The organism is Streptomyces griseorubiginosus, assembly GCF_017614965.1.
GTDB classification, from domain to species: Bacteria; Actinomycetota; Actinomycetes; order Streptomycetales; family Streptomycetaceae; genus Streptomyces; species Streptomyces griseorubiginosus_B.
In genome coordinates, this window is sequence record NZ_WVUG01000115.1 from 1 (window position 1) to 25795 (window position 25795).

The 25795-nt window shown below is 71.9% G+C and carries 26 protein-coding genes; 14 read left to right on the forward strand and 12 right to left on the reverse strand.

Annotation, left to right across the window (positions count from 1 at the left end):
- Positions 1–35 precede the first annotated feature (35 nt).
- From hutI to hutU, 4 genes are read right to left on the reverse strand one after another with little or no spacing between them, the layout of a single operon-like run.
- Positions 36–1220, reverse strand: a complete 1185-nt coding sequence (hutI, locus tag GRC12_RS21860) for an imidazolonepropionase (protein WP_208781068.1) — start codon at positions 1218–1220, stop codon at positions 36–38.
- A 20-nt stretch (positions 1221–1240) separates the two neighbouring features.
- Positions 1241–2575 (reverse strand): formimidoylglutamate deiminase, encoded by a 1335-nt coding sequence (locus GRC12_RS21865; RefSeq protein WP_208781069.1) that lies wholly within the window; start codon positions 2573–2575, stop codon positions 1241–1243.
- Complete coding sequence (locus GRC12_RS21870; RefSeq protein ID WP_208781089.1) at positions 2572–3774, reverse strand: allantoate amidohydrolase; 1203 nt, start codon at positions 3772–3774, stop codon at positions 2572–2574. The genes GRC12_RS21865 and GRC12_RS21870 overlap by 4 nt, the downstream gene beginning before the upstream one ends.
- Positions 3775–3815: 41 nt before the next feature.
- Positions 3816–5480, reverse strand: a complete 1665-nt coding sequence (gene hutU / locus GRC12_RS21875) for a urocanate hydratase (RefSeq protein ID WP_208781070.1) — start codon at positions 5478–5480, stop codon at positions 3816–3818.
- A gap of 163 nt (positions 5481–5643) precedes the next feature.
- Between hutU and GRC12_RS21880 the strand changes: the two genes are divergently transcribed.
- The 5 genes from GRC12_RS21880 to GRC12_RS21900 all read left to right on the forward strand — a co-directional run bounded on the left by GRC12_RS21880 (position 5644) and on the right by GRC12_RS21900 (position 9508).
- Complete coding sequence (locus tag GRC12_RS21880; protein ID WP_208781071.1) at positions 5644–7014, forward strand: diaminopimelate decarboxylase; 1371 nt, start codon at positions 5644–5646, stop codon at positions 7012–7014.
- A gap of 169 nt (positions 7015–7183) precedes the next feature.
- Positions 7184–7591, forward strand: coding sequence for a hypothetical protein (locus tag GRC12_RS21885; RefSeq protein ID WP_208781072.1), 408 nt, complete (start codon positions 7184–7186; stop codon positions 7589–7591).
- The gene (locus GRC12_RS21890) at positions 7588–8565 is read left to right on the forward strand and encodes a transcriptional regulator (RefSeq protein ID WP_208781073.1); all 978 of its coding nucleotides are present in this window, start codon (positions 7588–7590) and stop codon (positions 8563–8565) included. The genes GRC12_RS21885 and GRC12_RS21890 overlap by 4 nt, the downstream gene beginning before the upstream one ends.
- Before the next feature lie 13 nt (positions 8566–8578).
- Complete coding sequence (locus tag GRC12_RS21895) at positions 8579–9079, forward strand: roadblock/LC7 domain-containing protein (protein WP_208781074.1); 501 nt, start codon at positions 8579–8581, stop codon at positions 9077–9079.
- A gap of 54 nt (positions 9080–9133) precedes the next feature.
- Positions 9134–9508: a hypothetical protein gene (locus GRC12_RS21900; RefSeq protein ID WP_208781075.1), complete on the forward strand. Its 375-nt coding sequence runs from the start codon at positions 9134–9136 to the stop codon at positions 9506–9508.
- A gap of 15 nt (positions 9509–9523) precedes the next feature.
- Here GRC12_RS21900 and GRC12_RS21905 read toward each other — a convergent pair whose 3' ends face one another.
- The 3 genes from GRC12_RS21905 to GRC12_RS21915 all read right to left on the reverse strand — a co-directional run bounded on the left by GRC12_RS21905 (position 9524) and on the right by GRC12_RS21915 (position 12581).
- Positions 9524–10108 (reverse strand): hypothetical protein, encoded by a 585-nt coding sequence (locus GRC12_RS21905; protein WP_208781076.1) that lies wholly within the window; start codon positions 10106–10108, stop codon positions 9524–9526.
- An 83-nt stretch (positions 10109–10191) separates the two neighbouring features.
- Positions 10192–11052 (reverse strand): MurR/RpiR family transcriptional regulator, encoded by an 861-nt coding sequence (locus GRC12_RS21910; RefSeq protein ID WP_208781077.1) that lies wholly within the window; start codon positions 11050–11052, stop codon positions 10192–10194.
- Positions 11052–12581, reverse strand: coding sequence for an aromatic amino acid ammonia-lyase (locus GRC12_RS21915; RefSeq protein ID WP_208781078.1), 1530 nt, complete (start codon positions 12579–12581; stop codon positions 11052–11054). Before GRC12_RS21915 ends, GRC12_RS21910 begins: the two co-directional genes overlap by 1 nt.
- 141 nt (positions 12582–12722) lie before the next feature.
- Between GRC12_RS21915 and GRC12_RS21920 the strand changes: the two genes are divergently transcribed.
- The 5 genes from GRC12_RS21920 (at position 12723) to GRC12_RS21940 (ending at position 16518) form a co-directional block, all read left to right on the forward strand.
- Complete coding sequence (locus tag GRC12_RS21920; RefSeq protein WP_208781079.1) at positions 12723–13757, forward strand: ABC transporter ATP-binding protein; 1035 nt, start codon at positions 12723–12725, stop codon at positions 13755–13757.
- Positions 13754–14395, forward strand: a complete 642-nt coding sequence (locus GRC12_RS21925) for an ABC transporter permease (protein ID WP_133045951.1) — start codon at positions 13754–13756, stop codon at positions 14393–14395. Before GRC12_RS21920 ends, GRC12_RS21925 begins: the two co-directional genes overlap by 4 nt.
- A 1-nt stretch (position 14396) precedes the next feature.
- A complete protein-coding gene (locus GRC12_RS21930) occupies positions 14397–15059 on the forward strand; it encodes an ABC transporter permease (protein WP_208781080.1) in 663 nt (220 codons plus the stop codon).
- Positions 15060–15071: 12 nt separating this feature from the next.
- Positions 15072–16001 carry an ABC transporter substrate-binding protein gene (locus GRC12_RS21935; protein WP_208781081.1) on the forward strand — a complete coding sequence of 310 codons (930 nt, stop codon included), beginning with the start codon at positions 15072–15074 and terminating at the stop codon, positions 15999–16001.
- Positions 16002–16089: 88 nt separating this feature from the next.
- Positions 16090–16518, forward strand: coding sequence for a hypothetical protein (locus GRC12_RS21940; protein WP_208781090.1), 429 nt, complete (start codon positions 16090–16092; stop codon positions 16516–16518).
- 420 nt (positions 16519–16938) lie between these two features.
- Here the strand turns inward: GRC12_RS21940 and GRC12_RS21945 are convergent, their stop codons facing one another.
- Positions 16939–18327 carry a cystathionine beta-synthase gene (locus tag GRC12_RS21945; RefSeq protein ID WP_208781082.1) on the reverse strand — a complete coding sequence of 463 codons (1389 nt, stop codon included), beginning with the start codon at positions 18325–18327 and terminating at the stop codon, positions 16939–16941.
- Between the two features lie 161 nt (positions 18328–18488).
- Here GRC12_RS21945 and GRC12_RS21950 point away from each other — a divergent pair, with 161 nt between their 5' ends.
- The 3 genes from GRC12_RS21950 to GRC12_RS21960 all read left to right on the forward strand — a co-directional run bounded on the left by GRC12_RS21950 (position 18489) and on the right by GRC12_RS21960 (position 21927).
- The gene (locus GRC12_RS21950) at positions 18489–19529 is read left to right on the forward strand and encodes an SGNH/GDSL hydrolase family protein (protein WP_208781083.1); all 1041 of its coding nucleotides are present in this window, start codon (positions 18489–18491) and stop codon (positions 19527–19529) included.
- Between the two features lie 123 nt (positions 19530–19652).
- Entirely contained in the window at positions 19653–20870 is a 1218-nt protein-coding gene (locus GRC12_RS21955; protein ID WP_208781084.1) for an acetyl-CoA C-acetyltransferase, read from the forward strand.
- 271 nt (positions 20871–21141) lie between these two features.
- On the forward strand, positions 21142–21927 hold the full coding sequence (locus tag GRC12_RS21960) for a hypothetical protein (RefSeq protein ID WP_208781085.1): 786 nt from the start codon (positions 21142–21144) through the stop codon (positions 21925–21927).
- A gap of 3 nt (positions 21928–21930) precedes the next feature.
- On the opposite strand, the gene GRC12_RS21965 is transcribed toward GRC12_RS21960, so the two are convergent.
- Positions 21931–22242 (reverse strand): hypothetical protein, encoded by a 312-nt coding sequence (locus GRC12_RS21965; RefSeq protein WP_165954953.1) that lies wholly within the window; start codon positions 22240–22242, stop codon positions 21931–21933.
- A gap of 104 nt (positions 22243–22346) precedes the next feature.
- Here GRC12_RS21965 and GRC12_RS21970 point away from each other — a divergent pair, with 104 nt between their 5' ends.
- Positions 22347–22577: a DUF4287 domain-containing protein gene (locus GRC12_RS21970; RefSeq protein ID WP_133045944.1), complete on the forward strand. Its 231-nt coding sequence runs from the start codon at positions 22347–22349 to the stop codon at positions 22575–22577.
- Between the two features lie 82 nt (positions 22578–22659).
- On the opposite strand, the gene GRC12_RS21975 is transcribed toward GRC12_RS21970, so the two are convergent.
- The 3 genes from GRC12_RS21975 to GRC12_RS21985 form a co-directional block, all read right to left on the reverse strand.
- Positions 22660–23547, reverse strand: a complete 888-nt coding sequence (locus GRC12_RS21975; RefSeq protein WP_208781086.1) for a Bax inhibitor-1/YccA family protein — start codon at positions 23545–23547, stop codon at positions 22660–22662.
- A gap of 157 nt (positions 23548–23704) precedes the next feature.
- A complete protein-coding gene (locus tag GRC12_RS21980; RefSeq protein WP_208781087.1) occupies positions 23705–24880 on the reverse strand; it encodes a 4-hydroxybenzoate 3-monooxygenase in 1176 nt (391 codons plus the stop codon).
- A gap of 172 nt (positions 24881–25052) precedes the next feature.
- Positions 25053–25730 carry a hypothetical protein gene (locus tag GRC12_RS21985; protein ID WP_208781088.1) on the reverse strand — a complete coding sequence of 226 codons (678 nt, stop codon included), beginning with the start codon at positions 25728–25730 and terminating at the stop codon, positions 25053–25055.
- Positions 25731–25795 lie beyond the last annotated feature (65 nt).

Consider the following 25795-nt stretch of genomic DNA (forward strand, 5'->3'; position numbering starts at 1 on the left):
GTGCGGGGCAGCGGTGGCGGGCGGGGGCGTCCTGATCAGTCCGGCCGGGAGTACCGCCGGACGCCCTCGCGCCACACCTCGCCGACCAGCGGCACGCCCGGGCGGTAGGCGAGGTGGACGTGGCTCGGGGCGTCGAGGACGAGCAGGTCCGCCCGGGCGCCGGGGGCCAGATGGCCGATGTCGTCCCGGCGCAGGGCCGCCGCGCCGCCCGCCGTGGCCGACCAGACGGCCTCGTCGGGGGTCATGCCCATGTCCCGTACGGCGAGGGCGACACAGAACGGCACGGACGAGGTGAAGGACGAGCCCGGGTTGCAGTCGGTGGACAGGGCGACCGTGACGCCCGCGTCCAGCAGACGCCGGGCGTCCGGCCACTCGGCGCGCGTGGAGAACTCGGCTCCGGGCAGCAGCGTGGCGACCGTGTCGCCGTTCGCCAGGGCGTCCACGTCCGCGTCGGTGAGGTGGGTGCAGTGGTCGGCGCTGGCCGCGTCCAGTTCTACGGCGAGCTGGACGCCGGGGCCGTGGGAGAGCTGGTTGGCGTGGATGCGCGGGGTCAGGCCCCTGGCCCTGCCCGCGGTGAGGATCGCGCGGGCCTGGTCGCCGTCGAAGGCGCCCTTCTCGCAGAAGACGTCGATCCAACGGGCGTACGGGGCACAGGCGTCCAGCATCTCGCCGGTGACCAGGGCGACATAGGCGGCCGGGTCGTCGGCGAAGTCCGGGGAGACGATGTGGGCGCCGAGATAGGTGACCTCGTCGGTGTGCGCTGCGGCGATGCGCAGGGCACGGGCCTCGTCGGCGACGGTCAGGCCGTAGCCGGACTTGGTCTCGAAGGTGGTGGTGCCCTGGCGGAGGGCCTCGGCGAGGTAGCGGGTGAGGTTGGCCTCCAGCTCCTCGTCCGTGGCGGCCCGGGTGGCGGCGACGGTGGTGCGGATGCCGCCGGCGGTGTAGCTCCGGCCGGACATGCGGGCGTTGAACTCCTGGGTGCGGTCGCCCGCGAAGACCAGGTGGGAGTGCGAGTCCACGAAGCCCGGGATCACCGCCCGGCCACCGGCGTCGACCCGATTGTCAGTGGCGGGTGCTTTGCTTGACTCACCGGTCCACACGACCCGGTCGCCCTCGATGACGACGGCCGCGTCCTGGACCAGACCGAGGGGGGATGCGTCGCCCAGGGAGGGGGAGTTGGTGACCAGCGTGGCGATGTTGGTGATGACAGTGCTGCTCATGGCGTCCTCGTGGGTGGTCGTCAGGCGCGGAGGGCTTCGACCGCCCGCGCGAGGGCGTGCGGCACATCCGGTACGAGGGTGTGCGCCCCGTCGCGTACGACATGCCGTCCGCCCACGATCGTGTGCCGTACGTCCGCTGCCGTCGCCGCGAATACGGCCGTCTCGGCGCCGAGCCTGGGCAGCGGGCCCGCTGTCCTGACCGAGTCCAGCGCGATCGTCGTGAGGTCGGCGAGCGCGCCCTCCTCGATGGTGCCGGCCTCGTCCCAGCCGAGGGCCGCGTGACCGTCGGCGGAGGCGGCGCGCAGCAGGGCCGCCGCCGTCCAGTGGCCGCGGGCGCGGGTGCGCAGGCGCTCGTTCAGCTCCATCGCGCGCGCCTCTTCCAGCAGGTCGACGACGGCGTGGCTGTCGGAGCCGAGGGAGAGGGGGGAGCCGTGCTTCTGCAGTGCCACGGCCGGGCCGATGCCGTCGGCGAGGTCCCGCTCGGTGGTCGGGCACATGCAGGTGCCGGTGCCGCTGCCGCCGATCAGGGCGATGTCCTCGTCGGTGAGGTGGGTGTTGTGGACGCCGGTGGTGCGCGGACCGAGGACACCGTGGTCGGCGAGCAGCCGGGTCGGTGTGCAGCCGTGGGCGGCCTGGCAGGCGTCGTTCTCGGCGGTCTGCTCGGACAGGTGCACATGGAGCGGTGCCCGCCGCTCCTCGGCCCAGCGCGCCACCGTCGCCAACTGCCCGGCGGGCACGGCCCGTACGGAGTGGACGGCGGCCCCGATCCGTGCGTGATCCCGTTCCTTGAGAAGTGAACAGCGTTCGGCCCAGGCCTCCGCATGGCCGTCGGAGAAGCGCAGCTGGTGGGTGTTGGGCGCCTCGCCGAAGCCGGAGGAGAGGTAGGCGGTGTCGAGGAGGGTGATGCGGATGCCGGCCTCGGCGGCGGCCGCGACGAGCGCCTCGCCCATCGCGTTGGGCTCGGCGTAGGGGGTGCCGCCGGGGGCGTGGTGCACGTAGTGGAACTCGCCGACGGCGGTGATGCCGGCCAGGGCCATCTCGGCGTACACGGCGCGAGCGAGGGCGTGGTAGGTCTCCGGGGTCAGCCGGTCGGCGACGGAGTACATGACCTCGCGCCAGGTCCAGAAGGTGCCGGAGCCGACCTGGACGGTGCCGCGCAGGGCGCGGTGGAAGGCGTGCGAGTGGGCGTTGGCGAGGCCCGGCAGGGTCAGTCCGCGCAGGATCTCGGCTCCGGGGGGCGGACTCGGGACGTCCGTGCGGACGGTGGTGATGCGGCCGCCGTCGATGCCGAGGGCGACGCCCGGCTCGACGTATGTGTCGAGCCAGGCGTGCTCCAGCCAGTACGTCTGCGTCACGTGCAGGCCAGTCCTTCCAGTACGTCGGCGAGTGCGAGCACCCCGGCGACGCAGTCGTCCTCGGCCGCGTACTCGTCCGGGGAGTGCGAGACGCCGGTGGGGTTGCGCACGAACAGCATGGCGGTCGGGATGCGTCCGGAGAGGATCCCGGCGTCGTGTCCCGCACCGGTACCCAGGACGGGCACCCTGAGGTCGCTGTCCTTGCCGAGGATCCGGGCGAGTTCGTCGCGCAGCGCGTGGTCGAACTCGACGACGGGCGTGAAGGACTCCCGGACGACGTCGAGGTCGACGCCGTGCGCCTCGGCGTAGGAGCGGGCGGCCTTCTCGATGCCGCCGACGACGGTGTCGAGGGTGGCCTGGTCCTCGGCCCGGGAGTCGAGCCAGCCGCGCACCAGGGAGGGGATGGCGTTGACGCCGTTCGGCTCGACCGCGATCTTGCCGAAGGTGGCGACGGCACCGGCGAGTTGGGCCTCGCGCCGGGCGGCGAGCACGGTCTCGGCGTACGACAGCATCGGGTCGCGCCGGTCCGCCAGCCGGGTCGTGCCGGCGTGGTTGGCCTCGCCCCGGAAGTCGAACCGCCAGCGTCCGTGCGGCCAGATGGCGCTGGCGATGCCGACCCGGTCGCCGGACAGGTCCAGCGCGCGGCCCTGCTCGACGTGCAGCTCGACGAACGCGCCGATGCGGCCGAGCCGCTCGGGGTCGGCGCCGATGGCCTCCGGGTCGTACCCGGCGGCCTCCATGGCCCGGGGAAGGCTGATGCCGTCCCCGTCGGTGAGCCGGTGCGCCTGTTCGACGGTGAGCTCCCCGGCGGTGAGCCGGGACCCCACACAGGCCAGCCCGAACCGGGCGCCCTCCTCGTCACCGAAGTTGACGACGGCGAAGGGCCTGGTGAACTCCACTCCCCTGCGGCGGAGTTCGTCCAGGGCGGCGAGGGAGGACACGACCCCGAGAGGCCCGTCGAAGGCACCGCCGTCGGGCACGGAGTCCAGATGGGAACCGGTGACGACGGCGTCCCCCGCGGTGGGGTCACCGAGCCAGGCCCACTGGTTCCCGTTCCGGTCGACCTCGTACGTCAGCCCGCGCGCCTCGACCTGCGCCCTGAACCACTCCCGGCACTCGAGGTCCGCCCCGCTCCAGGCGAACCGCCGGTAGCCGCCGGACTCGGGGTGCCGCCCGATGGGAAGCAGCTCGCGCCACATCTCCTGGAAGGAGGGTGCGCTGCCACTGGCGGAGCTCTGCGTCACGCGTCGTCACCCTCGCGCATCGGCACCCGCACGCCCCGCTCGTCCGCCACCGTCTCGGCGATGTCGTAGCCCGCGTCGACGTGCCGGATGACGCCCATGCCGGGGTCGTTGGTCAGCACGCGGCGGATCTTCTCGCCGCCGAGCTTGGTGCCGTCGGCCACCGTCACCTGGCCGGCGTGGATGGAGCGGCCCATGCCGACGCCGCCGCCGTGGTGGATGGAGACCCAGGACGCACCCGAGGCGACGTTGACCATGGCGTTCAGCAGCGGCCAGTCGGCGATCGCGTCGGAGCCGTCGAGCATGGCCTCGGTCTCCCGGTAGGGGGAGGCGACGGAGCCGCAGTCGAGGTGGTCGCGCCCGATCGCCAGCGGAGCCGCCAGCTCGCCGGAGGCCACCATGTCGTTGAACCGCTCGCCCGCCTTGTCCCGCTCGCCGTAGCCGAGCCAGCAGATGCGCGCGGGCAGGCCCTGGAAGTGGACCCGCTCGCCGGCCATCTTGATCCAGCGGGCCAGGGACTCGTTCTCCGGGAAGAGGTCCAGGATCGCCTTGTCGGTCTTGGCGATGTCGGCCGGGTCGCCGGACAGCGCGGCCCAGCGGAAGGGGCCCTTGCCCTCGCAGAACAGCGGGCGGATGTAGGCCGGGACGAAGCCCGGGAAGGCGAACGCGCGCTCGTATCCGGCGAGTTGGGCCTCGCCCCGGATGGAGTTGCCGTAGTCGAAGACCTCGGCGCCGGCGTCCATGAAGCCGACCATGGCCTCGACGTGGCGGGCCATGGACTCGCGGGCCCGGGTCGTGAAGCCGGCCGGGTCCTTGGCGGCGGCGTCGGCCATGTCCTCGAAAGCGACGCCCACCGGCAGGTACGACAGCGGGTCGTGCGCGGAGGTCTGGTCGGTGACGATGTCGATCGGGGCGCCCTCGGCGAGCATCCGCGGCAGCAGCTCGGCCGCGTTGCCCAGCAGACCGATGGAGAGCGGGCGGCGGGCGTCACGGGCCTCGGTGGCCAGCTGGAGGGCGTGCTCCAGGCCGTCGGCCTTCACGTCGAGGTAGCGGTGCTCGATGCGGCGGTCGATCGCGCGCGGGTCGCAGTCGATGCAGATGGCCACGCCGTCGTTCATGGTGACCGCGAGGGGCTGGGCACCGCCCATGCCGCCGAGGCCGGCGGTGAGGGTGATGGTCCCGGCGAGGGTGCCGCCGAACTTCTTCGCGGCGACGGCGGCGAAGGTCTCGTAGGTGCCCTGGAGGATGCCCTGGGTGCCGATGTAGATCCAGGAACCGGCGGTCATCTGGCCGTACATGGTCAGGCCGAGGGCCTCCAGGCGGCGGAACTCCTCCCAGTTGGCCCAGTCGCCGACCAGGTTGGAGTTGGCGATGAGGACGCGCGGCGCCCACTCGTGGGTCTGCATCACGCCGACCGGGCGGCCGGACTGGACCAGCATGGTCTCGTCCTGCTTGAGGGTGCGCAGCGTGCGGACCATGGCGTCGAAGGAGCGCCAGTCGCGGGCGGCCTTGCCGGTGCCGCCGTAGACGACGAGCTTGTCGGGGTGCTCGGCGACCTCGGGGTCGAGGTTGTTCTGCAGCATCCGCAGGGCGGCCTCCTGCTGCCATCCCAGGGCGCTCAGTTCCGTACCGCGCGGCGCTCGTACGGGGCGGGGTCCTGACATGGTCTGCCTCCTAGCGGATTGCTCCCAGCGAACTGTTACTGCGGTTATTCACATCCTGACGTCCTGAATAGAACTAGTCAATACATTCGTGGGCCAGCATCGGCCCACCGGAGGTGTTTGGCTGGGACCACACGGACGAGGACGGCGGAGAACGGGGGACGGTGTGGAGGACAGGGACGGCGTCGGGGCCGGGCGTGCGGCGCGGCGGGACGAGGCGGTGCGGGCCGCCGTGGAGCAGGGGCTGCTCGGGCCGGACGTCCCCATCGTCGGCCTGCTGGACGTCGAGGGCATCCGGGAGTCGGCCGCGGAGCTGCGGGCGGCGTTCGACGCGGTCGTGGCAGCCGGCACACCCGTGCTGCACGCCTTCGCGGTGAAGGCGACCCCGCTGGTGCCGGTGCTGCGGCTGCTGTACGAGGAGGGCCTGGGCGCCGAGGTGGCGAGCCCGGGCGAACTGGCGCTGGCGCGGGCCGCGGGAGTGCCGCCGGACCGTACGGTCCTGGACTCGCCCGCGAAGACGCCGGCCGAACTGCGCGAGGCGCTGGCGCTGGGGATCGCCGTCAACGCCGACAACCCGCAGGAGCTCGGGCGCATCGACGCCCTCATGCGGTCGGCCGACAGCCGTTCCCCGCTCGGGATCCGGGTGAACCCGCAGGTCGGCGGCGGGTCGATCGCGGCGACCTCGACCGCGACGGCGACCTCGAAGTTCGGGGTGGCGCTGCGCGACGAGGGGGCGCGGGAGTGGGTGGTGCGGGCGTACGCCGAGCGGCCGTGGCTGACGCGGCTGCACGCGCACACCGGCTCCCAGGGCATCCCGCTGTCGCTGATGGCGCAGGGCGTGGGCGAGGTGTACACGCTCGCGGAGGAGATCAACCGGCGGCTCGGACGGCGGCAGATCGACACCCTCGACATCGGCGGCGGGCTGCCGGTCGACTTCGGCTCGGACGCGGCGACGCCGACGTACGCCCAGTACGCGCGACTGCTGGACGAGACGGTGCCGGGACTGTTCGACGGGCGGTACGGGCTGGTGACCGAGTTCGGGCGGTCGCTGCTGGCCAAGCACGGGACGGTGGTGGCCCGCGTCGAGTACGCCAAGAGCGCGGGCGGCCGGCCGGTCGCGGTGACGCACGCGGGCGTGCAGGTGGCGACGCGGACGGTGTACGTACCGGGGTCGTGGCCGCTGCGGATCGCCGCCTACGACGCCAAGGGGCGGCCGAAGGAGGGTCCGCACGTGGTGCAGGACATCGCCGGACCGGCGTGCTTCGCGGGCGACCTGCTGGCCGAGGGACGGGCGCTGCCGCTGCTGGAGCAGGGGGACTACGCGGCGGCGCTGGACACGGGCGCGTACTACTTCGCGCATCACTACGCGTACAACTCCCTCGCCCGGCCCGCCATTCACGGCTTCGCTCCGGACGGGTCCGGGGGCATCGGTTTCGCGGTCGTGCGCGAGGCGCAGACCGCGGCCGAGATCGTCGCCGAGGCGGGAGGGGCGCACGCCCGCGCGCTCACCACCCTGCGCGCCCCCGGCCGCCGTTGAAACGGTACGGCGGACATGCAGGTCAACCCGTGTGAAAACAGGGTCAGTTGACCTACCTTAGCGGCCCGCAGCATGTTCCACCGGAAAATGCCCGATCCCTCACCCGTCGCGCACACGTTGCGTAGTTTCGGCGTCACTCAGCCGAACCCCAGGCGGGAGGGGAACCGCGGTGCCCGGAATCGACGAGTGTCTGCTGGAAGCCATGCGACTGCCCGGTGCCCGGGGCGCCGCGCTGATCGACTGGACGAGCGGGCTGGCCCTGGGCACCGTGGGCGAGTCCCCGGGCGGTGACCAGGAGACGGCCGCGGCGGAGGCCGCCGAGATCGCCCGGCTGGCCGCCGAGCAGCACGCCTTCGCGCCGGACGACGATCCGGAGGCACCGGCGGCGGCCGACACGGAGCTGCCGGTGGAGGACCTCATCGTCAGCAACCGGGACAGCTATCACGTGCTCAGGTTCGTGGGCTCGTCCTTCGACGGCAGCGTCTTTCTGCACCTGTGGCTGGCCCGCGCGGAGGGCAATCTGGCGCTGGCCCGCATCCGGCTGGGCGAGATGGCGGAACGGCTGGTGCTGGCATGACGGTCGTCCGGACCACCGAACCGCCGCGGCTGCCCGTGCGGGACAAGGCGGCCGCCCGCGCCCGGGGCTGGGGCGGGGTCTCGCCGATGCTGACCCGGCTCGCCGCCGAGCGGGCCACCGGCGTCCTGGTCCGCGAGCACGGCACGCTGCACCTCGCCGAGGGCCTGGTCGTCCAGGCCGAGAGCCGGCACGCGCCCGGACTCGGCGCCCTGCTCACCGCGCACGGCACGCTCGCCCCGGAGGCCTGGCACCAGGCGGTCAACGAGGCCGCCGACCACCACCGCGTCGGCCGCCATCTGGTCGACGCCGGGCATCTCCCGCTCGGCGCCCTGGAGCTCTGCCATCTGGCGGCGCTGTACGACGCGGCGTACTTCGTCCTGGCCCCGAGCAGCACTCCGCCCCGCTTCCGCTACGGGCCCGTCCACTGGCTCGGTTCCGTCCGCCCGGTGCCGGTGGAGGCGCTGGAGCGCGAGACGCTGCGCCGCCGTGACGTCCTGCACCGCATCTGGCCCCACCCCGGCATGGACGGCATCCCGCTGGCCCGGACGCACCTGCCGGGCACGCCCGCGCTCACCCGCCGTCAGCTCGCGGTCCTGGAGATGGTCGACGGCGTCCGCACGGCCACGGACATAGCGCGCGCGCTGGGCCACCTGGCCTTCCACACCCTGGTGGACGTACGGCGGCTCACGGCGGCCGGAGTCGTGACCACCGCCGCCCCGGCCCGCGTCCAGCCACCGCCGGGCGGCACCCGCATCGCCTCGGACCGCGGGCAGCCACCACCCCCCGACCAGCCCCCGACGGGCCACGCCCAACTGCCCGGCCGGGGCCGGCCACCGCAGGGCCGTGGGCAGCCGCACCGGCCGGACCCGGCCGGGGCGGACGGCTACGCACCGCCCGTCCCCGCCGAACCGCTGCCGCCCGATCCCCACATCACCTTGCTGAAGAGGCTCAGAGATGCGCTGGAGGCCCTTTGAGAGGAGTCACCGGATGGCCGCCGACCCCCACATCCTGGACGAACTGCGCCGGCTGAGGGCCCGGGTCCCACAGCTCACCGGCGCGCTCGCCACCGGCCCCGACGGAGCCGTCCTCGCCCAGGACACCCCGGGCGTCGACCCCAGGGCCACGGCCGCGCTCACCGTCCAGGCGCACGCGGCCGCCTCCGAGCTCGCGGACGCCACGGGCCAGGGGGAGTTCCGCGAGCTGCTGGTGCGCGGTGTGTACGGCTACGCGGCGACCTTCGCGGCGGGCGCCGCCCCCACGGCCGTACTGACCCTGCTCGCCCAGGACCGGGTGAACGTGGGCCGGCTGCTGCTGGAGGGGCGCCGGGCTGCGGCCCGGGTCGCCGAGCTCCTCGACAGCCGTACGGCGGCGGCGAACCGGGCCGCACCGGCCAAGCAGCCGGCCAAACCGGCCGCCAGGACGGCGGCCGCACGAACCAGAACCCCGCGCGCGGCACGCACGACGACCAACGCGCGCACCACCGAATAGTCGGCACGAACGGTCGACACAGTCGAGAAGACAAGGGAACGAGGAATCACAACCATGGCCAACACCGAGACCACGCTGAAAGAGTGCCTCGCCTCCATCGAGGGCGCGACCGGCGTCGCGCTCGTCGACTACACCAGCGGCATGGCGCTCGGCACGCTGGGCGGCGGCAAGACCTTCGACCTGAACGTGGCCGCCGCCGGCAACACCGACGTCGTCCGCGCCAAGATGCGCACGATGGAACACCTGGGTCTGAAGGGCCAGATCGAGGACATCCTGATCACCCTGTCCGACCAGTACCACCTGATCCGCCTGATCAGCGGCCGGGGCGGCAACGGCCTGTTCATCTACCTGGTGCTCGACAGCAAGCGGGCCAACCTGGCGATGGCCCGCCACCAACTGCGGAAGATCGAGGAGGATCTGGAGGTCTGACCCCCGCCCCTCCGGCTAGACGAGCGCCGCGGTGCGGCGACGCGCCCCGCCCGGGGCCGCGTCGCCGGCCGCGATGCCCGTGCTGCGGTAGGCCTTGACCGCCTTGCCGGCCGGGCGTCCGCCGTTGCCGGCGAGCCAGTCGACCCGGACCCACAGCAGCGCGTCCTCGGCCCGCTCGCGCCGCCCCAGCCAGGCCGCCTTCAGCCGCAGCCCGGTGCCGGCACCGGCGAGCAGCATGCCGCCCGCGGCCGGCACGACGAACGAGGAGGCCAGCGCCACCACGAACGCCAGCAGCAGCCACCAGCGGTGCCCGCGCCGCCAGGTGCGCACACTGACCGCCCGGTCCTGCAGCACGTCGTGCTTGCCCGCGCGGACCGCCGAGCGCGCGAGAACCGCGTAGCGCCTGCGGCGGGTGTACGACACCACGGCCGCCGCGACGAGGAACAGCGCCGCCCCGGCCATCACCCCGATCCGCCGCCCCGTGACGCCCGGCACCAGCACCCCCACACCGGCCGCGAACACCCCGGCCCACCACAGCGGTGCGGCTCCGGCCCGTACGACGACCGCCACCCGAGCCAGTCCCAGACCTCCGCGTGCCACGTTCCGCCTCCTTGTCGTCCTGGCACAGTCCTGTGGGGCCGAAGGCTAACGAGCCAATGTGAGACGAGTCTGAAAACGCGCTCCTACTCCACGAACAGCCCGCGCGCCGCCGCCCGGGCGTCGAACTCCTCCAGGCGGGACTGGGCGTCGGGCAGGTCGTCGCACATGGCCTCCAGCAGGACCCGGCCGAGCAGCATGGGCGCGCAGGCGGTGTCGAAGGCGAGGCCGGTGCCGACGGCGGCGGGCAGCAGGAGGTCGGAGACCTTGGCGACGGGCGCGAAGGCGGAGTCGGCCACGGTCACCACCGTCAGCCCGGCCTCCTTGGCGAAGGCGAGGGTGTCGACCACCTCGCGCGGATGCCGGGGCAGCGCGAAGCACAGCAGGGCGCTCGCGCCGGCCAGCACGGCGGCCTCGATGCGGTCCTGGATCATCGTGCCGCCCTCGTTGAGCAGCCGGACGTCCGGGTGGACCTTGGCGGCGAAGTACGCGAAGCCGTAGGCCTGGGAGGCGGCGGCGCGCAGGCCTAGGACGGGGAGGGGGCGGGAGGCGGCCAGCAGCCGCCCGGCCCGCTGCACGGGCCGCGGGTCGGCGAGGAGTTCGGCGAGGTTCCGCAGGTTCTCGATCTCGGCCTCGACGGCCTGCTGGTACTCGTTGTAGGAACCGGGGCGGTCCGTCGGCTCGGCGGGCGCGACCTCGCGCAGGTGCTTGCGCAGGGCCGGGTAGCCGTCGAAGCCGAGGGCGACGGCGAAACGCGTCACGGACGGCTGGCTGACCCCGGCCAGCTCGGCCAGCTCCACGCTGGACAGGAACGGCACGTCGGCCGCCCGCCGCACCATGCTGTGGGCGATGCGCCGCTGGGTCGGCGTCAGACGGTGCCCCTCGAAGAGCGCCTGCAGCCGCCCCGCGGGACTGTCCGTCACACCCGTCTCCCTCTCCGCGCCCATCACTCGTTCCCCCTCCAGATCTCCGTGAACCGGTCGAGCAGTGCGGCCGCCGCCGTCACGTCGTCCGTGAGCGGCCGGTCGGCCTGGTCCTCCTGCAGTACGGACTCCGCGAGCCGGAACGCTCGGCCCACCGGAAGGTCCGGCTCGGGCCTGAGGTCGCGCTGGCGCAGCGCCCGTACGGCGGCGACGAGTTCGCAGCCGACGACGAGCCGGTACGCGCGGCAGGCGCGCCCGGTCTGACGTGCGGCGAGCGAGGCGAAGCTGGCCTGTTCCTCGACGCCCCGGGAGAGTACAGCGTGCCCGAGCGAGGCGGGAGCGGAGAACGCGCGCAGATCGCCGAGGGCGGCCCCGGCGGCGTACTCGAGGATCATCACACCGGAGGAGGCCGGCTCGTGGTCGGCGAGGAAGGGGCGCAGCCGGGTGTAGGCGGGCTCGTTGAGGGTGGACAGCCGGGAGGTCGACAGACGGGCCACCTGGGTCAGGGCCAGCCGGAAGTGGTCGAGGGCGAGGGCGAGTTGGGCCTGGTAGAAGCCGCCGTGGTGGTAGGCGGCCATGTCCTCGGGTGAGATGAGGGGGTTCTCGGCGGCCGCGTTGATCTCTATCGCCAGCACTTCCTCCAGGGCGTCGGCGGCGTCGTGCGCCGGGCCGTGGATCTGCGGCAGGCATCGGAAGCCGTAGGGGTCCTGGATCCGGCCGAGCGGCGGGGTGGGCCGGTCGGCGGCGCCGATCAGCTCCCGCATCCGCGCGGCGACCCGGGCGCTCCCCCGGTGCGGGCGGGCGGCGTGCACGGGGGCGGCGTACGCCTCGTGCGAACCGTCGACGGCGAGCAGCGACAGCGCGGCGACGACCTGGGTCGCCTCGATCAGCCCGCGCAGTTCGTACAGGGCGAGCGCCGACTGCCCAAGGGTGAGGGCGTTACTGCTGATGAAGGCCAACGCGTCGTTGTTGTCGAGCGGTTGAGCCTCGGGAGCGCCCACCACACCGGAGCCCGGGGCGTCCCGCTCGCGCCATGGATGTTCCCCCGCTAGCGCCAGTCCGACCTGTGCCAGGGCTGCGATGTCCCCGGTGCCGACCGAGCCGAACTCGTTGACGACCGGGTGGACCCCGTTCTCCAGTGCCTCGCACAGCGCCGTCACCACCGTCGGCCGCAGGCCCGCCCCGCCGGCGAGGAGCTGGTTGGCCCGTACGGCGAGCATGGCCCGCACCTGCCGGGAAGGCAGTTCGTCGCCGATCGCGCCGGCGTGGCTGCGCAGCAGCCTCAGGCCGTGTTCGGCGGCCGCCTCGGTGGGCACGTCCTCGTTCCGGTTGGCGCCGACGCCGGTCGAGCGGCCGTAGACGCGACCGGTCGCGGCGATCTGCCGGGCCGCGTCCCAGGACTCGGTCACCCGCTTCATCGCGTCGGTCCCGGGCACCGGCCGCGCGGTGCCGTCGGCGAGCCGCACGACGTCCGCGACCCCCAGCCCGATCCCGTCGAGGACCACGAGCCCCGTGTGCACAGCTTCCGGTGTGTCCACGATCCGAGACGACATCAAGCCCAAATCCTTCCCTATACGGACACCTGATCTTGCTGTGCGGTCATCCGTTACCTCGGATTAACACCAAACCGTTGACAAGCTATTCAGCTACCAAGAACTCTGCATGACGTTATACAGCCGGGCAAGGGACAACTCATGATCCAGTTCGACGCGGTGCACAAGCGCTTCCCCAACGGCACGACAGCAGTACACGACCTCTCCCTGGAGATGCCGGAAGGCGGCGTGACCGTCCTCGTCGGATCTTCCGGTTGCGGCAAGACGACCACCCTCCGGATGATCAACCGGATGATAGAGCCGACCTCGGGCACCATCCGGGTCGGCGGCAAGGACGTGACCCGGCAGGACGCCGCCGAGCTGCGCCGCTCCATCGGGTACGTCATCCAGCAGTCGGGCCTCTTCCCGCACCGCACGGTGCTGGACAACGTCGCCACCGTGCCGCTCCTGCTCGGCTGGAACCGCAAGAAGGCCCGCGCCCGCGCCGCGGAGCTGCTGGAGACCGTGGGTCTGGCCGCCGACGCCGGCAAGCGCTACCCGCACCAGCTCTCCGGCGGCCAGCAGCAGCGTGTCGGCGTCGCCCGCGCCCTGGCCGCCGACCCGCCGGTCCTGCTCATGGACGAGCCCTTCGGCGCCGTCGACCCGGTGGTGCGCACCCAGCTCCAGGACGAACTGCTGCGGCTGCAGAAGGAGTTGAGCAAGACCATCGTCTTCGTCACCCACGACGTGGACGAGGCCGTACGCCTCGGCGACCAGATCGCGATCTTCCGCACCGGCGGCCACCTGGTCCAGTGCGCCACCCCCGCCGAGCTTCTCGCCCGCCCCGCCGACGACTTCGTGGCCGGCTTCCTCGGCGCCGAGCGCGGTCTGAAGCTGCTGTCGCTGAAGACGCTCGCCGACGTCCCGCAGGGCCCGGCGCCGGAGGGCGGCACCTGGACCCTCGTCCTCGACGAGCGGCGCAGGCCCCGGCACTGGGCGTCCAAGGAGACCGAACTCCCCGTACGGCCGCTGCGCGACACCGACTCCCTGCTGTCCGCGCTCGACGAGTCCCTCGCCTCCCCCACCGGCCTGGTCGCCCGCGTCGACGCGGACGGCGTCCTCACCGGCGTCTCCTCCCGTGACGACATCCACGAGCACGCGGGCCGGGCGCACACGGAAGCGCGGGTGGCAGCATGACCATCGACTGGTCGTGGATAGGCGACCACACCGACGACCTGACCTCCCTGACGCTCTCCCACCTCCAGGCCGCCATGACCGCCGTCTTCTTCGGCGTGCTCATCTCGCTGCCGCTCGCGGTGATAGCCCACCGGATCCGCCCGCTGCGCGGCTTCCTGCTCGGCGTCTCGAACGTCCTCTTCACTATCCCGTCGATCGCGATCTTCGTGCTGCTGCTGCCGGTCAGCGGACTGACCCGCACCACCACCGTCATCGGCCTGACCGTCTACACCCTGGTCGTGCTGCTGCGGAACACCGTCGAGGGCCTCGACTCGGTCCCCGCGAAGACGAAGGAGGCGGCGAAGGCCATGGGCACGCGCCCCCTGCGCACGCTTCTCACGGTCGAGTTCCCGCTCGCCCTCCCCGTGATCATGGCGGGTGTCCGCATCGCCACGGTCATGTCGATCTCGCTGGTCTCGGTCGCCACCTACATCGGCGACGGCGGCCTCGGCCAGCTCTTCACCGACGGCTTCCAGCGCGACTTCCCGACCCCGGTGATCGTGGGCGTGGTCCTCACCATCCTGCTCGCCGTGGTCGCGGACGCCCTGCTGGTGGCGCTCCAGTACGTGCTGACCCCGTGGCGCAGGAGGCGGGCCTGAGATGTACGAGCTCTTCAAGAACCTCGGCAAGTGGCTCACCAGCGGCGCGAGCTGGTCCGGGTCCGACGGCATCGCCCACCGCCTCGCCGAGCACCTTCAGTACTCGCTGCTCGCGACCCTCATCGCCGCCGCGATCGGCCTCCCGCTCGGCCTGCTCATCGGCCACACCGGCAGGGGCGCCTTCGTCGCGATCAACCTCGCGTCCTTCGGCCGCGCGCTGCCGACCGTCGGCCTGGTCGTGCTGGTCTTCCTGGCGGGCGGGCTGTCGATGCTGCCGGTGTACGTCGCTCTCGTCGCCCTCGCGGTCCCGGCGATCGTCACCAACACCTACGCCGGGATGACCGCCGTGGACCCGGACGTGAAGGACGCGGCGCGCGGCCAGGGCATGCGGGGCCACCAGGTCCTGTTCCAGGTCGAGCTGCCCCTCGCGCTCCCCCTGATCATGACCGGTCTGCGGCTCGCCCTCATCCAGGTCGTCGCCACGGCCACCATCGCCGCGTACGTCTCCTTCGGCGGCCTCGGCCGCTACGTCTTCGACGGCCTCGCCCAGCGCGACCTCGTGCAGGTGCTGGGCGGCGCGGTGCTGGTCGCCGTCGTCGCCGTCGTCCTCGACCTGGCCCTCTCCGGCCTGCAGCGCTTCCTCTTCCGCCATCGCACCGCCTAGGGAACCCCGATCATGAACCGACGCACCCTCTTCGGCGGCCTGTTCGCGGCCGCGTCCGTCCCCGCCCTGTCCGCCTGTGCGAGCGGCATCACCTCGCTCGACGGCCAGGGCTCCACGTCCGGCGGCGGTGGCTCCAGCAAGGGCGGGATCACCATCGGCACCGCCAACTTCACCGAGAACCAGGTCCTCGGCTACCTCTACGCGGCCGTCCTGAAGGCCGCCGGTGTCAAGGTCAAGGTCCGCCCCAACCTCGGCACCCGGGAGATCGTGATCCCCGCGCTGAAGGCCGGCGACATCGACCTGCTGCCCGAGTACCAGGGCGCCCTCCTGAACTACCTCGCGCCGAAGGACAACTCCTCGGAGCCCGGCACCATGCAGAACGCGCTCACCCTCGCGCTCCCGGCCGGCCTCCAGGTGCTCCCCTATGGACAGGCGGCCGACTCGGACTGCTTCGTCGTCACCCGGGCCACCGCCCGCAAGTACGGCCTGACCACCCTCGCCGACCTCGCCAAGCAGAACGGCAAGCTGGTCATCGGCGCCGCGCCCGAGGTGAAGAAGCGCAGGGTCGGAGCGGTGGGCCTGAAGGACTTCTACGGCGTGGAGTTCAAGGAGTTCAAGTCGCTGGACTCCGACGGTCCGCTGGTCAAGGGCGCCCTGAAGAAGGGCGACGTCGACGTCGCGAACCTCTTCACCACCGACACCGACATCGCCGCCAACGGCTGGGTGGTGCTGGCCGACCCGAAGAACCTCATCCCCAGCCAGCACATCGTCCCGCTCATCGCCGACCGCAAGGCCGACGACACGGTCCGCAAGGCCCTGGCCAAACTCGGCAACATCCTCACCACCGCGCAGCTCACCCAGCTCAACAGCCGGGTCGACAACGACAAGAAGGACCCCGAGGACGTGGCCGACGCCTACGCCAAGCAGCACGGGCTGGTCTGATCCCCAGCCCGAACAGGGGGGCTAACCCCAGTGCGGCGGGCGGCGCGGCTCCTTACCGTGGATTGTCATGACGGGAATGGAGACGAGCATGGACGCGCGGGACGCCGAGCTCAAGAAGGAGCTCAACGCCACTCTGCAGGCCCGCAGGGAACTGGGTGAGGAGTACGAGTCCGCGCTGGTCGACTCGTTCCTGGAGAAGGTCGACCAGCGCATCGACGGGGCCGTGGAGCGCCGGGTGCGGCGGCAGATGGCCGAGCAGCAGATGGTGGTGGCCCGGGGGGCGCGGGCGCCGAAACCGACCGACTCCTGGGGCGAGCGCTTCGGCTTCGGCATCGTCTCCCTGGTCCTGGCGATCCCGCTGTCCGCGATCGGCGGCGGCATCGCACACCTGCCCGGCCTGCTGGTCGCCTGGGCGGGGATCGTCGGCGTCAACGCCTTCTCGGCGGCCCGCGTCAACCCGGGCCTGTTCGGCGGGCGCCGAAAGCGCGACAAGGACGAGGACCGCTGGGAGGAGTGACTGCTGTTTGTCATGCGACGACGGCCGCCACCATCAATTGAGGAACCCCAACGGCGAGCAACCACGTCCGCGAGAGCGGCGCCGGTTTAGGCGCAAAGTAATGCGCGGGGACCGCCGCACCCCCGTTGCCGGGGGGCGGGACGACGGCGGTCCCCGCGAAGGACGCTGACCGGGTCAGGGCCGGGTCTCGCGTCCGGCGTCCATGGAGGTCCGGGAGCCGCTCCGGAGGTCCTTGGACGTTCGGCGCCGGCTGGGGCGGGGAGCCGCTCCCGCCCTGCCGACACCCACTAATGTGCCGGAGCCGTGTTAAGCGTGTGCTGCGTGCACGTGACACGCTCGTACCACTTCCGCGAAGTCCACCGATTCGGTAGGCAACCGCAAGTTCGCCGTGGTGGGGCTCCGTTCACCGGACGTTCGCCGTCACTTTCCGCCCTTGGCCAGGAAGTGCAGCAGGTCCTGCCGGCTGATCACCCCGGTCGGCTTTCCCTCGACCAGGACGATCGCCGCGTCCGCCGCGCCGAGCACCGTCATCAGGTCGGCGACCGGCTCGCCGGAGCCCACCTGGGGCAGCGGGGCGGACATGTGCTTCTCCAGCGGGTCCTCCAGCGAGGCCCGCTTGGCGAACAGCGCGTCCAGCAGCTCCCGCTCCACGACCGAGCCGACGACCTCGGCGGCCATCACGTCCGGGTGACCGGCCCCCGGCTTCACGATCGGCATCTGCGAGACGCCGTACTCGCGCAGGACCTCGATGGCCTGGCCGACGGTCTCGTCCGGGTGCATGTGGACGAGCGAGGGGATGGCGCCGTGCTCCTTGTCGCTGAGCACGTCCGCGACGCGGGCGCTGGGGCCCTCGTCCTCGAGGAAGCCGTAGTCCGCCATCCACTCGTCGTTGAAGATCTTCGACAGGTAGCCGCGCCCGCTGTCCGGCAGCAGGACCACCACCACGTCGTCCTCCTCCAGGCGCCGCGCGACCTCCAGCGCCGCGACGACCGCCATCCCGCAGGAGCCGCCGACCAGCAGCCCCTCCTCCTTGGCGAGCCTGCGGGTCATCTGGAAGGAGTCCTTGTCGGAGACCGGGACGATCTCGTCGGCGACGGTCCGGTCGTAGGCGGTGGGCCAGAAGTCCTCACCGACGCCCTCGACCAGGTACGGCCGCCCGGAGCCGCCGGAGTACACCGACCCCTCGGGGTCGGCGCCGATCACCTTCACCTTCCCGTCGCTGACGTCCTTCAGATAGCGGCCGGTGCCGGAGATGGTCCCTCCGGTCCCCACGCCCGCCACGAAATGGGTGATCCTCCCCTCCGTCTGCTCCCACAGCTCGGGGCCGGTCGAGTGGTAGTGGGAGAGCGGGTTGTTGGGGTTGGAGTACTGGTCGGGCTTCCACGCGCCCGGCGTCTCGCGCACCAGCCGGTCGGAGACGTTGTAGTACGAGTCCGGGTGCTCCGGGTCGACGGCCGTGGGGCAGACCACGACCTCGGCCCCGTACGCCCGCAGCACGTTGATCTTGTCGGTGCTCACCTTGTCGGGGCACACGAAGATGCACTTGTACCCCTTCTGCTGCGCCACGATGGCGAGCCCCACCCCGGTGTTCCCGCTGGTCGGTTCCACGATCGTCCCGCCGGGCTTGAGCGCCCCGCTCTCCTCGGCCGCCTCGATCATGCGCAGGGCGATGCGGTCCTTCACGGAGCCGCCCGGGTTGAAGTACTCGACCTTGGCCAGGACGGTCGCCTTGATGCCCTTGGTCACGTTGTTGAGCCTCACCAGCGGGGTGTTGCCGACGAGGCTGATCATCGAGTCGTGGAATTGCACCGTTGTCTCCGGTTGCTTGCAAAAGAAGTGGTCCTAGTGGTTCCGCCAGCGTAGGCCCTGTCGTCCGCCCACGGCGGTCGTTCACTCCCCGTTGAGATTGGCGAACGGTCGGTACGGGGCAAGGAGTGGATGTACGGCAACGAAGGAGGTGGCGGCGAGGTATGACGAGCATGTCGAGGGCACGGGTGGCCCGGCGGATCGCGGCCGGTGCCGCGTACGGCGGCGGCGGGATCGGGCTGGCCGGTGCGGCCGCCATGGGACTGCTGCTGGCGGAGGTCCAGCTGGCCAAGCGCCATGTGGGCAACGGCAGCAGCGGCCGGGTGCCGGTGGCGGACGGCCTGTACGGCACCGCCTACACCGTGCCCGACGAACCTCCCCTGCGGCTGACGATGCTCGGCGACTCCACGGCCGCGGGGCAGGGTGTGCACCGGGCGGGCCAGACGCCGGGCGCGCTGCTGGCCTCGGGGCTGTCGGCGGTGGCCGAACGCCCGGTGGAGCTCCACAACGTGGCCCTTCCGGGAGCGACCTCCGACGACCTCGACCGCCAGGTGGCCCTGGTGCTCGCCAACCCCGCCCTGGTCCCGGACATCTGCGTGATCATGATCGGCGCGAACGACGTCACGCACCGCATGCCCCCGACCCGTTCCGTCCGCCATCTCTCGGCGGCGGTACGGCGGCTGCGCACGGCCGGCGCGGAGGTGGTGGTCGGCACCTGTCCGGACCTGGGCACGGTGGAACGGGTGCAGCAGCCGCTGCGCTGGCTCGCCCGCCGCGCCTCCCGTCAGCTGGCGGCCGCCCAGACGATCGGAACCGTCGAACAGGGCGGCCGCACCGTGTCCCTGGGGGACCTGCTGGGCCCCGAGTTCGAGGCCAATCCCCGCGAGCTGTTCGGCCCGGACAACTACCACCCCTCCGCCGAGGGCTACGCGACGGCGGCGATGGCCGTCCTGCCGACGGTGTGCGCGGCGCTCGGCCTGTGGCCGGCCGAGGAGGAGCGTCCGGACGTGTCGCGGCGGGAGGGCTTCCTGCCCGTGGCGAGGGCGGCGGCGGAAGCGGCGTCCGAGCCGGGCACCGAGGTCACGGCGGCGATGCCGACGGGTCCGCGCGGGCCCTGGGCGCTGCTCAAGCGCAGGCGCAGGCGGCGGGTGCAGGAGCCGGCACCGCAGCAGAGTTCCGTCTCCTCGACGCGGTCGGCCCCGTGAGCCACAAAGCAAGCGCTTAGAAAATTGCGGTCAGGGTCACACCGCGACAGACGTGACCCTGACCATACGTACGGGTAGCTTCGCAGGCAGCCCCTGCCCCTGCTCGTCGCCAATGGAGCCGTCATGCCCGAAGCCGTCATCGTCTCGACCGCCCGCTCCCCGATCGGCCGTGCCATCAAGGGCTCGCTCAAGGATCTGCGCCCGGACGACCTCACCGCCACGATCATCCAGGCCGCCCTGGCCAAGGTCCCCGAGCTGGACCCGAAGGACATCGACGACCTGATGCTCGGCTGCGGTCTGCCGGGTGGCGAGCAGGGCCACAACCTCGGCCGGATCGTCGCCGTGCAGATGGGCATGGACCACCTGCCGGGCTGCACCATCACCCGTTACTGTTCCTCCTCGCTGCAGACCAGCCGCATGGCCCTGCACGCCATCAAGGCCGGCGAGGGCGACGTCTTCATCTCGGCCGGTGTCGAGATGGTCTCCCGCTACGCCAACGGCAGCTCCGACATGCCGAGCGGACGCAACCCGCTCTTCGCCGAGGCCGAGGCCCGTACCGCCGCCACGGCCGCCTCCGAGGGCTCCACCTGGCACGACCCGCGCGAGGACGGCCTGCTCCCCGACCCGTACATCGCGATGGGCCAGACCGCGGAGAACCTGGCGCGCTGGAAGGGCGTGACCCGCCAGGACATGGACGAGTTCGGCGTCCGCTCGCAGAACCTCGCCGAGGAGGCCATCAAGAACGGCTTCTGGGAGCGCGAGATCACCCCGGTCACGCTGCCCGACGGCACGGTGGTCAGCAAGGACGACGGCCCGCGCCCGGGCGTGACCCTGGAGGGCGTCTCCGGTCTCAAGCCGGTCTTCCGCCCCGACGGCCTGGTCACCGCCGGCAACTGCTGCCCGCTGAACGACGGCGCCGCGGCCGTGGTCATCATGAGCGACACCAAGGCCCGCGAGCTGGGCCTGACCCCGCTCGCCCGCATCGTGTCGACCGGCGTCTCGGGCCTGTCCCCGGAGATCATGGGCCTCGGCCCGGTGGAGGCCTCGCAGCGGGCCCTGCGCCTGGCCGGCCTCACCATCGACGACATCGACCTGGTCGAGATCAACGAGGCGTTCGCCGCCCAGGTGATCCCCTCCTACCGCGACCTGAACATCCCACTGGAGAAGCTGAACGTCAACGGCGGCGCGATCGCCGTCGGCCACCCCTTCGGCATGACCGGCGCCCGCATCACCGGCACCCTCATCAACTCACTGCAGTTCCACGACAAGCAGTTCGGTCTGGAGACGATGTGCGTCGGCGGCGGCCAGGGCATGGCGATGGTCATCGAGCGCCTGAGCTGACCGCTGCGTAACCGCAGAGGCACCAACAGTGAGCTTCTGGCCCGGAGTCCGGAACACCACCGGCCTCCGGGCCGTTTTGTGATCCAATCTCCCCCAGGATGTGACCTATCTCCCTTAGCGGGGGGATTCACGCAGCTCAGGGCGGGTACGACAACCCTTCTGGGACCCAAAGTCCTGTCCGGTTCGTGACGTTACGCACTGACAGCTGGTCAGTCCGCCCTTCAAGCTGATGTAGGAAGTCGGGGGTCGACTTTGAACCGGGAGTACGTCAGTGAGCGCCATGCCGATCGCCTTGCTGCTCATCACGGCCGCCACGGGCGCCGTGGGCGTCGCCGTCCTGCGCACCCTCATGGTGCTGCGACGTGAGGTCGCCGCCCTGCACACCCAGCTCGCCGAGCAGCACACACCGCACGGTCTCGTGCCCGCCGCCCGTCTGTCCACGGAGGCCGACGAGATACGCGCCGCCGTCGCCGAGGCACTCGCCGAGGAACGCGAGCGCGAACTGGCCGAGGCGCGTGCCTTCTGGGCCGCCCAGGAGTCCCGTGACGGCTCCGACGCGCCCTCGCTCCTCGGCCTGCCGGACAGCGAGCTGTATCTGCCCCGGCAGAGCGACTTCGTGGGGCTGGAGCCGCTGGAGCCGGTGACCGAGCAGGCCGCCGACGCCGACGAGTTCGCCGGGGACTCCCCCGAACTGGCCGCGGCCCGCCGCCGTCACCCCTCCCACCCGGACTTCGTCCCGGTGCAGTCACCCGTGGCGAACGACCATGAACGCACGGTGGCCACCCTCGAGGAGCTGGCCGCCACCCGCACCGAACTGACCGACGTCCGCCCCGGCCCGCTGGGCACCCTGGACGTCTACGTCTTCGCCGACGGCACGACCCTGTGCATGACCCCGGGCCACCGCGAGACGGCCGAACGTCTGGCGGCCGCCCTGCGCGCGGGCCGCACGCCGGTCCTGCTCGGCGGTTCGGGCGTCTCCGGCGCCTACACGCTGACCTTCGAGTGCGGCGAGGAGAACGTGTACATCCTGGCGGACCGGGTCATAGCGTCCCTGTAGGGATCAGACGCCGGCGCGCTGTTGCGCCTGAGCCACCAGTTCCACCGCCTGTTCCAGCTGGCCCTCGTCCTTGAGCACGAGGGCCAAGTCGTGTGCGGCGACGGTGATTTGGTCGGCGGCGGCGAACATCCCGGCGTCCGGCATCAGCCGCGGCTCCGTCCCCGGGTCCTCCAGGACCTGCGCCCGGCAGGCCAACTCCCGGGCCAGTTGCAGGGCCTCGGCGGCGGCACCCCGCTGCAGCCGGCTCTGCGGAGCCGCCCTCAACCGGTCGGCGAAGTGATCCACGGCTCGCGTCAAGGGCGTCGTATCAACCACAGAACGAGCGTACGCGGCACCGCCAGACTGTTGCCAACAGGCGAACGCTCAGGCACCGTGACCTGAAGGACCGGCTTACATCCCCTTTGCGTTCGGAGGCGCCGATGTCCCACGTCCTCTCCGAGGAGACCCACCGCAACATGCTCGCCCGCATTCCCCACTGCACCGGTCGTGAAGTGTCCGACTGGATCCGCACCGTCGAAGAAGGCCCCGCCCTCTTCCGCTTCGAGGAAAAGGTCAGCTGGCTCCGCCACGAGCACAACCTCGCGTACGGCCACGCGAAGGCGATCGTCCACGAATACGACCTGAGGAGGGCAGCGCGCAAACTGCTCTAGGCGCGCACCACGACATGACGAAGGGCCCCCGGTGAGAGCACCGGAGGCCCTTCGTGTCAGCCGGGTGACAGCCGCTGGGCGGCTAGTCGTTGCTGTTGAGGATGGCGATGATCCGCAGGAACTCCATGTAGATCCACACCAGCGTCAGCGTCAGCCCGAAGGCCGCCAGCCACGCCTCCTCCTTCGGCGCGCCGTAGGCGATGCCGTCCTCGACCTGCTTGAAGTCCAGGGCGAGGAAGCAGGCGCCGAGCAGCACACCGACGATGCCGAAGAACACACCGAGCGGGCCGCTGCGGAAGCCGAGGCCGTCACCGCCGCCGAAGACCGCGAACAGCAGGTTCACGACCATCAGCAGCACGAAGCCGAGCGCCGCCGCCATCACGAAGCCGTAGAAACGGCGGTTGACGCGGATCCAGCCCGCCTTGTACGCCACGAGCACACCGGCGAACACCGCCATCGTGCCGATCACCGCCTGCATGGCCGCGCCGCTCGCGATGCGGTTGTCGACCACGCTGGAGACCACTCCGAGGAAGACACCCTCGAACGCGGCGTACGACAGGATCAGCGCGGGCGTGGCCTTGCGCTTGAAGGACTGCACGAGCGCCAGGACCATGCCGACCAGCGCGGCGCCGACACCGATGCCGTAGGAACGGTTGATGTTGGCGTCGTCGACCGGCAGCAGCGCCCAGGCGAGGGCGGCGGTGACGATCAGGGTGCCGAGGGTGGACGCGGTGCGCAGGACGACGTCGTCCATGGTCATCCGGCCGGTGGTGGCCGGGGCCTGGGGCGGGGCGCCGTACTGCAGGTCCTGCTGGGCGTACGGGTTCTGCGCGTAGGGATTGCCGCCCGCGTAGGGGTTGGCCTGCGTTCCGACAGCGGGACCCCCGGCCTGCGGCGCGGTGTTGAAGCCCGCGTAGCCGTTGTCGCGGCTGAACCCCCGTCGCGAGAAGACCGGGTTTCTGCTCCTCATTTCACTCCTCCATGGCCACACGTCGCGGCCTTGGCTCAAGAGTAATAGGTAGGCAAAGGATTGACCCTAGTGCTTGGGGAGGATCTTTCCCTCGTCGTGCAGCGCAACACGCTACGCGGATCCGTGATTCCCCTCACCGCGGGGGTTCACACGGTCGTCAGTCCAGGGGAAAACCCGTGTAGCCCTCGGCCAGGTCGGCCTCGGCGGCACGCGAGGCCGCGATCCGCTCCAGACGGGCGAGCTGCAGGCGGTGGTCGAAGGGGGTGGCGTCGGGGGCCGGGTGCAGCATCGTCGTCATGTCGTACGAGAACCGCTCGGCCTGCCAGACGCGGCGCAGACAGGTCTGCGAGTAGGCGTCGAGCAGCTCGGCCGAGCCGGTCTCCTTCTCGTGCGACAGCGCCCGCGCGAAGGTCACCACGTCGCCGACGGCCAGGTTGAGGCCCTTGGCGCCGGTCGGCGGGACGATGTGCGCCGCGTCGCCGGCCAGGAAGAGGCTGCCGTACCGCATCGGCTCGTGGACGTAGGAGCGCATCGGGGTGACGGACTTCTGGGTGATCGGGCCGCGCTCCAGGCGCCAGTCGTCGGCGGTCTCGAAGCGGCGCTCCAGCTCGTCCCAGATCTCGTCGTCGCCCCAGCTCTCGGCGTCGGTGTCGGCGGGCACCTGGAGGTAGAGGCGGGAGACGGACGGGGAGCGCATGGACAGCAGGGCGAAGCCGCGGTCGTGGCGGGCGTAGACCAGCTCGTCGTGGGAGGGCGGGACGTCGGCGAGGATGCCGAGCCAGCCGAAGGGGTACGTCCGCTCGAAGACGCGGCTGAGCTCGGCGGGGATCGCCTTCCTGGCCACCCCCCAGAACCCGTCGCACCCGACGACGTACCGGCACTCCAGCACGTCCTCCCGCCCCTCGTGCCGGAACCGCACGGACGGGGTGCCGGTGTCCGCGCCCTCGACGGCGAGGGCCTCCGCCTCGAACAGCAGCGGGCCGCCCTCCTTGAGCTGGAGGGCGATGAGGTCCTTGCAGACCTCGGTCTGGGCGTACACCATCACGGACCGGCCGCCGGTGAGGGCGGGGAAGTCGACGCGGTGGCGCTTCCTGTCGTAGCGCAGTTCGATGCCGTCGTGCGGGAGGCCCTCCCGGTCCATGCGCTCGCCGGCGCCGGCCGCGCGCAGCACGTCCACCGTGCCCTGCTCCAGGATCCCGGCGCGCTGGCGGTGCTCGACGTAGGCCCGGTCGCGGCTCTCCAGCACGACGGAGTCGATCCCGGCGTTGTGCAGCAGCCGGGCGAGGAGGAGGCCGGCCGGGCCGGCGCCGATGATGCCGACGGTGGTACGCATCCCGCATCCCTTGGTCGTCTGGTTCGCTGTCTTGTTCCGCGCTTGTTCGCTGAGTGAAATTTAGTTCACCAGCTTCTGGGATGTGAGTCTGCGCCCGCCTGCGGGGGGATGTCAATGGCCGACCGCCGTGCCGTGGGAGACGGACACGGCGGTCGGCACGGGGCCGCCGGGATCAGTGCGCCGGGGGCCAGCCGTCGAGGTGACGGTGGAGGGTGACGTCGGGCTTCACGTCGCCCTTGGGGGCGTTCGCCACGGCGTCGCGCAGTACGGCGGTGACCTCGCCGGCCAGGCCGTCGACCCGGGTCTTGAGGTCGGCCGCGGGCAGCGAGGAGCGGGTCAGCTCGTCCAGCCGGTGGTGGATGTCGGCGAGCTTGCGCTGGGTGTCGGCGTTCAGGCTGAAGGCGGTCGGCGTGGAGACGACGAACTGGTAGGCCCCGGCCAGGGTCTGGCAGCCGGTGCACTTCTTGTTGGCCGCGTCACTGAGGTTCACGGCGTTGAGGTGCGTGTGCTCGCCCGCCATCGTGACGATCTGGAACGACAGCGCGACGGACCGGCAGGCGTCGTCCGCCGAGCAGCCCGCCGAGACCGCGTTGGCCTGGTTACGGGCGGCGGCGGCGTTCACCGTGCCGAACTGGCGCACCGTGAACGAGTCCCGGGCCTGGGTGTGGTGCGCCCGGTCGGCGTGCGTGAACACATGGTCCGACGCGAACGCGGCGTGCGACACCCCGCCCGCGGCCTGCGCCGGCACGGCGGTCGCGGCCCCCGCGACACCGGCCGCGAACAGCCCTATGCCGAGGGCGCGGCGGGTGAGGGGGTTGCGGGTAGGTCGTGCTTTTCGATGGCTGGTCAACGGTTCTCCTCGGTGGATGAGTCGGTGGTGAGGGGTGGCGGTGTTGCGGGGCGGCGGTGGTGCGG

Bases quoted from the DNA above. Each gene is read 5' to 3' on its own strand.
- GRC12_RS21900 (WP_208781075.1), top strand. From the start codon at position 9,134: ATGGCCAACACCGAGACCACGCTGAAAGAGTGCCTCGCCTCCATCGAG.
- GRC12_RS21925 (WP_133045951.1), top strand. From the start codon at position 13,754: ATGACCATCGACTGGTCGTGGATAGGCGACCACACCGACGACCTGACC.
- GRC12_RS21955 (WP_208781084.1), top strand. From the start codon at position 19,653: ATGCCCGAAGCCGTCATCGTCTCGACCGCCCGCTCCCCGATCGGCCGT.
- GRC12_RS21970 (WP_133045944.1), top strand. From the start codon at position 22,347: ATGTCCCACGTCCTCTCCGAGGAGACCCACCGCAACATGCTCGCCCGC.
- GRC12_RS21890 (WP_208781073.1), top strand. From the start codon at position 7,588: ATGACGGTCGTCCGGACCACCGAACCGCCGCGGCTGCCCGTGCGGGAC.
- hutI (WP_208781068.1), bottom strand. From the start codon at position 1,220: ATGAGCAGCACTGTCATCACCAACATCGCCACGCTGGTCACCAACTCC.
- GRC12_RS21910 (WP_208781077.1), bottom strand. From the start codon at position 11,052: ATGGGCGCGGAGAGGGAGACGGGTGTGACGGACAGTCCCGCGGGGCGG.
- GRC12_RS21895 (WP_208781074.1), top strand. From the start codon at position 8,579: ATGGCCGCCGACCCCCACATCCTGGACGAACTGCGCCGGCTGAGGGCC.
- GRC12_RS21980 (WP_208781087.1), bottom strand. From the start codon at position 24,880: ATGCGTACCACCGTCGGCATCATCGGCGCCGGCCCGGCCGGCCTCCTC.
- GRC12_RS21870 (WP_208781089.1), bottom strand. From the start codon at position 3,774: ATGTGGCGCGAGCTGCTTCCCATCGGGCGGCACCCCGAGTCCGGCGGC.
- GRC12_RS21975 (WP_208781086.1), bottom strand. From the start codon at position 23,547: ATGAGGAGCAGAAACCCGGTCTTCTCGCGACGGGGGTTCAGCCGCGAC.
- hutU (WP_208781070.1), bottom strand. From the start codon at position 5,480: ATGTCAGGACCCCGCCCCGTACGAGCGCCGCGCGGTACGGAACTGAGC.
- GRC12_RS21930 (WP_208781080.1), top strand. From the start codon at position 14,397: ATGTACGAGCTCTTCAAGAACCTCGGCAAGTGGCTCACCAGCGGCGCG.
- GRC12_RS21940 (WP_208781090.1), top strand. From the start codon at position 16,090: ATGGACGCGCGGGACGCCGAGCTCAAGAAGGAGCTCAACGCCACTCTG.
- GRC12_RS21935 (WP_208781081.1), top strand. From the start codon at position 15,072: ATGAACCGACGCACCCTCTTCGGCGGCCTGTTCGCGGCCGCGTCCGTC.
- GRC12_RS21915 (WP_208781078.1), bottom strand. From the start codon at position 12,581: ATGTCGTCTCGGATCGTGGACACACCGGAAGCTGTGCACACGGGGCTC.
- GRC12_RS21920 (WP_208781079.1), top strand. From the start codon at position 12,723: ATGATCCAGTTCGACGCGGTGCACAAGCGCTTCCCCAACGGCACGACA.
- GRC12_RS21950 (WP_208781083.1), top strand. From the start codon at position 18,489: ATGACGAGCATGTCGAGGGCACGGGTGGCCCGGCGGATCGCGGCCGGT.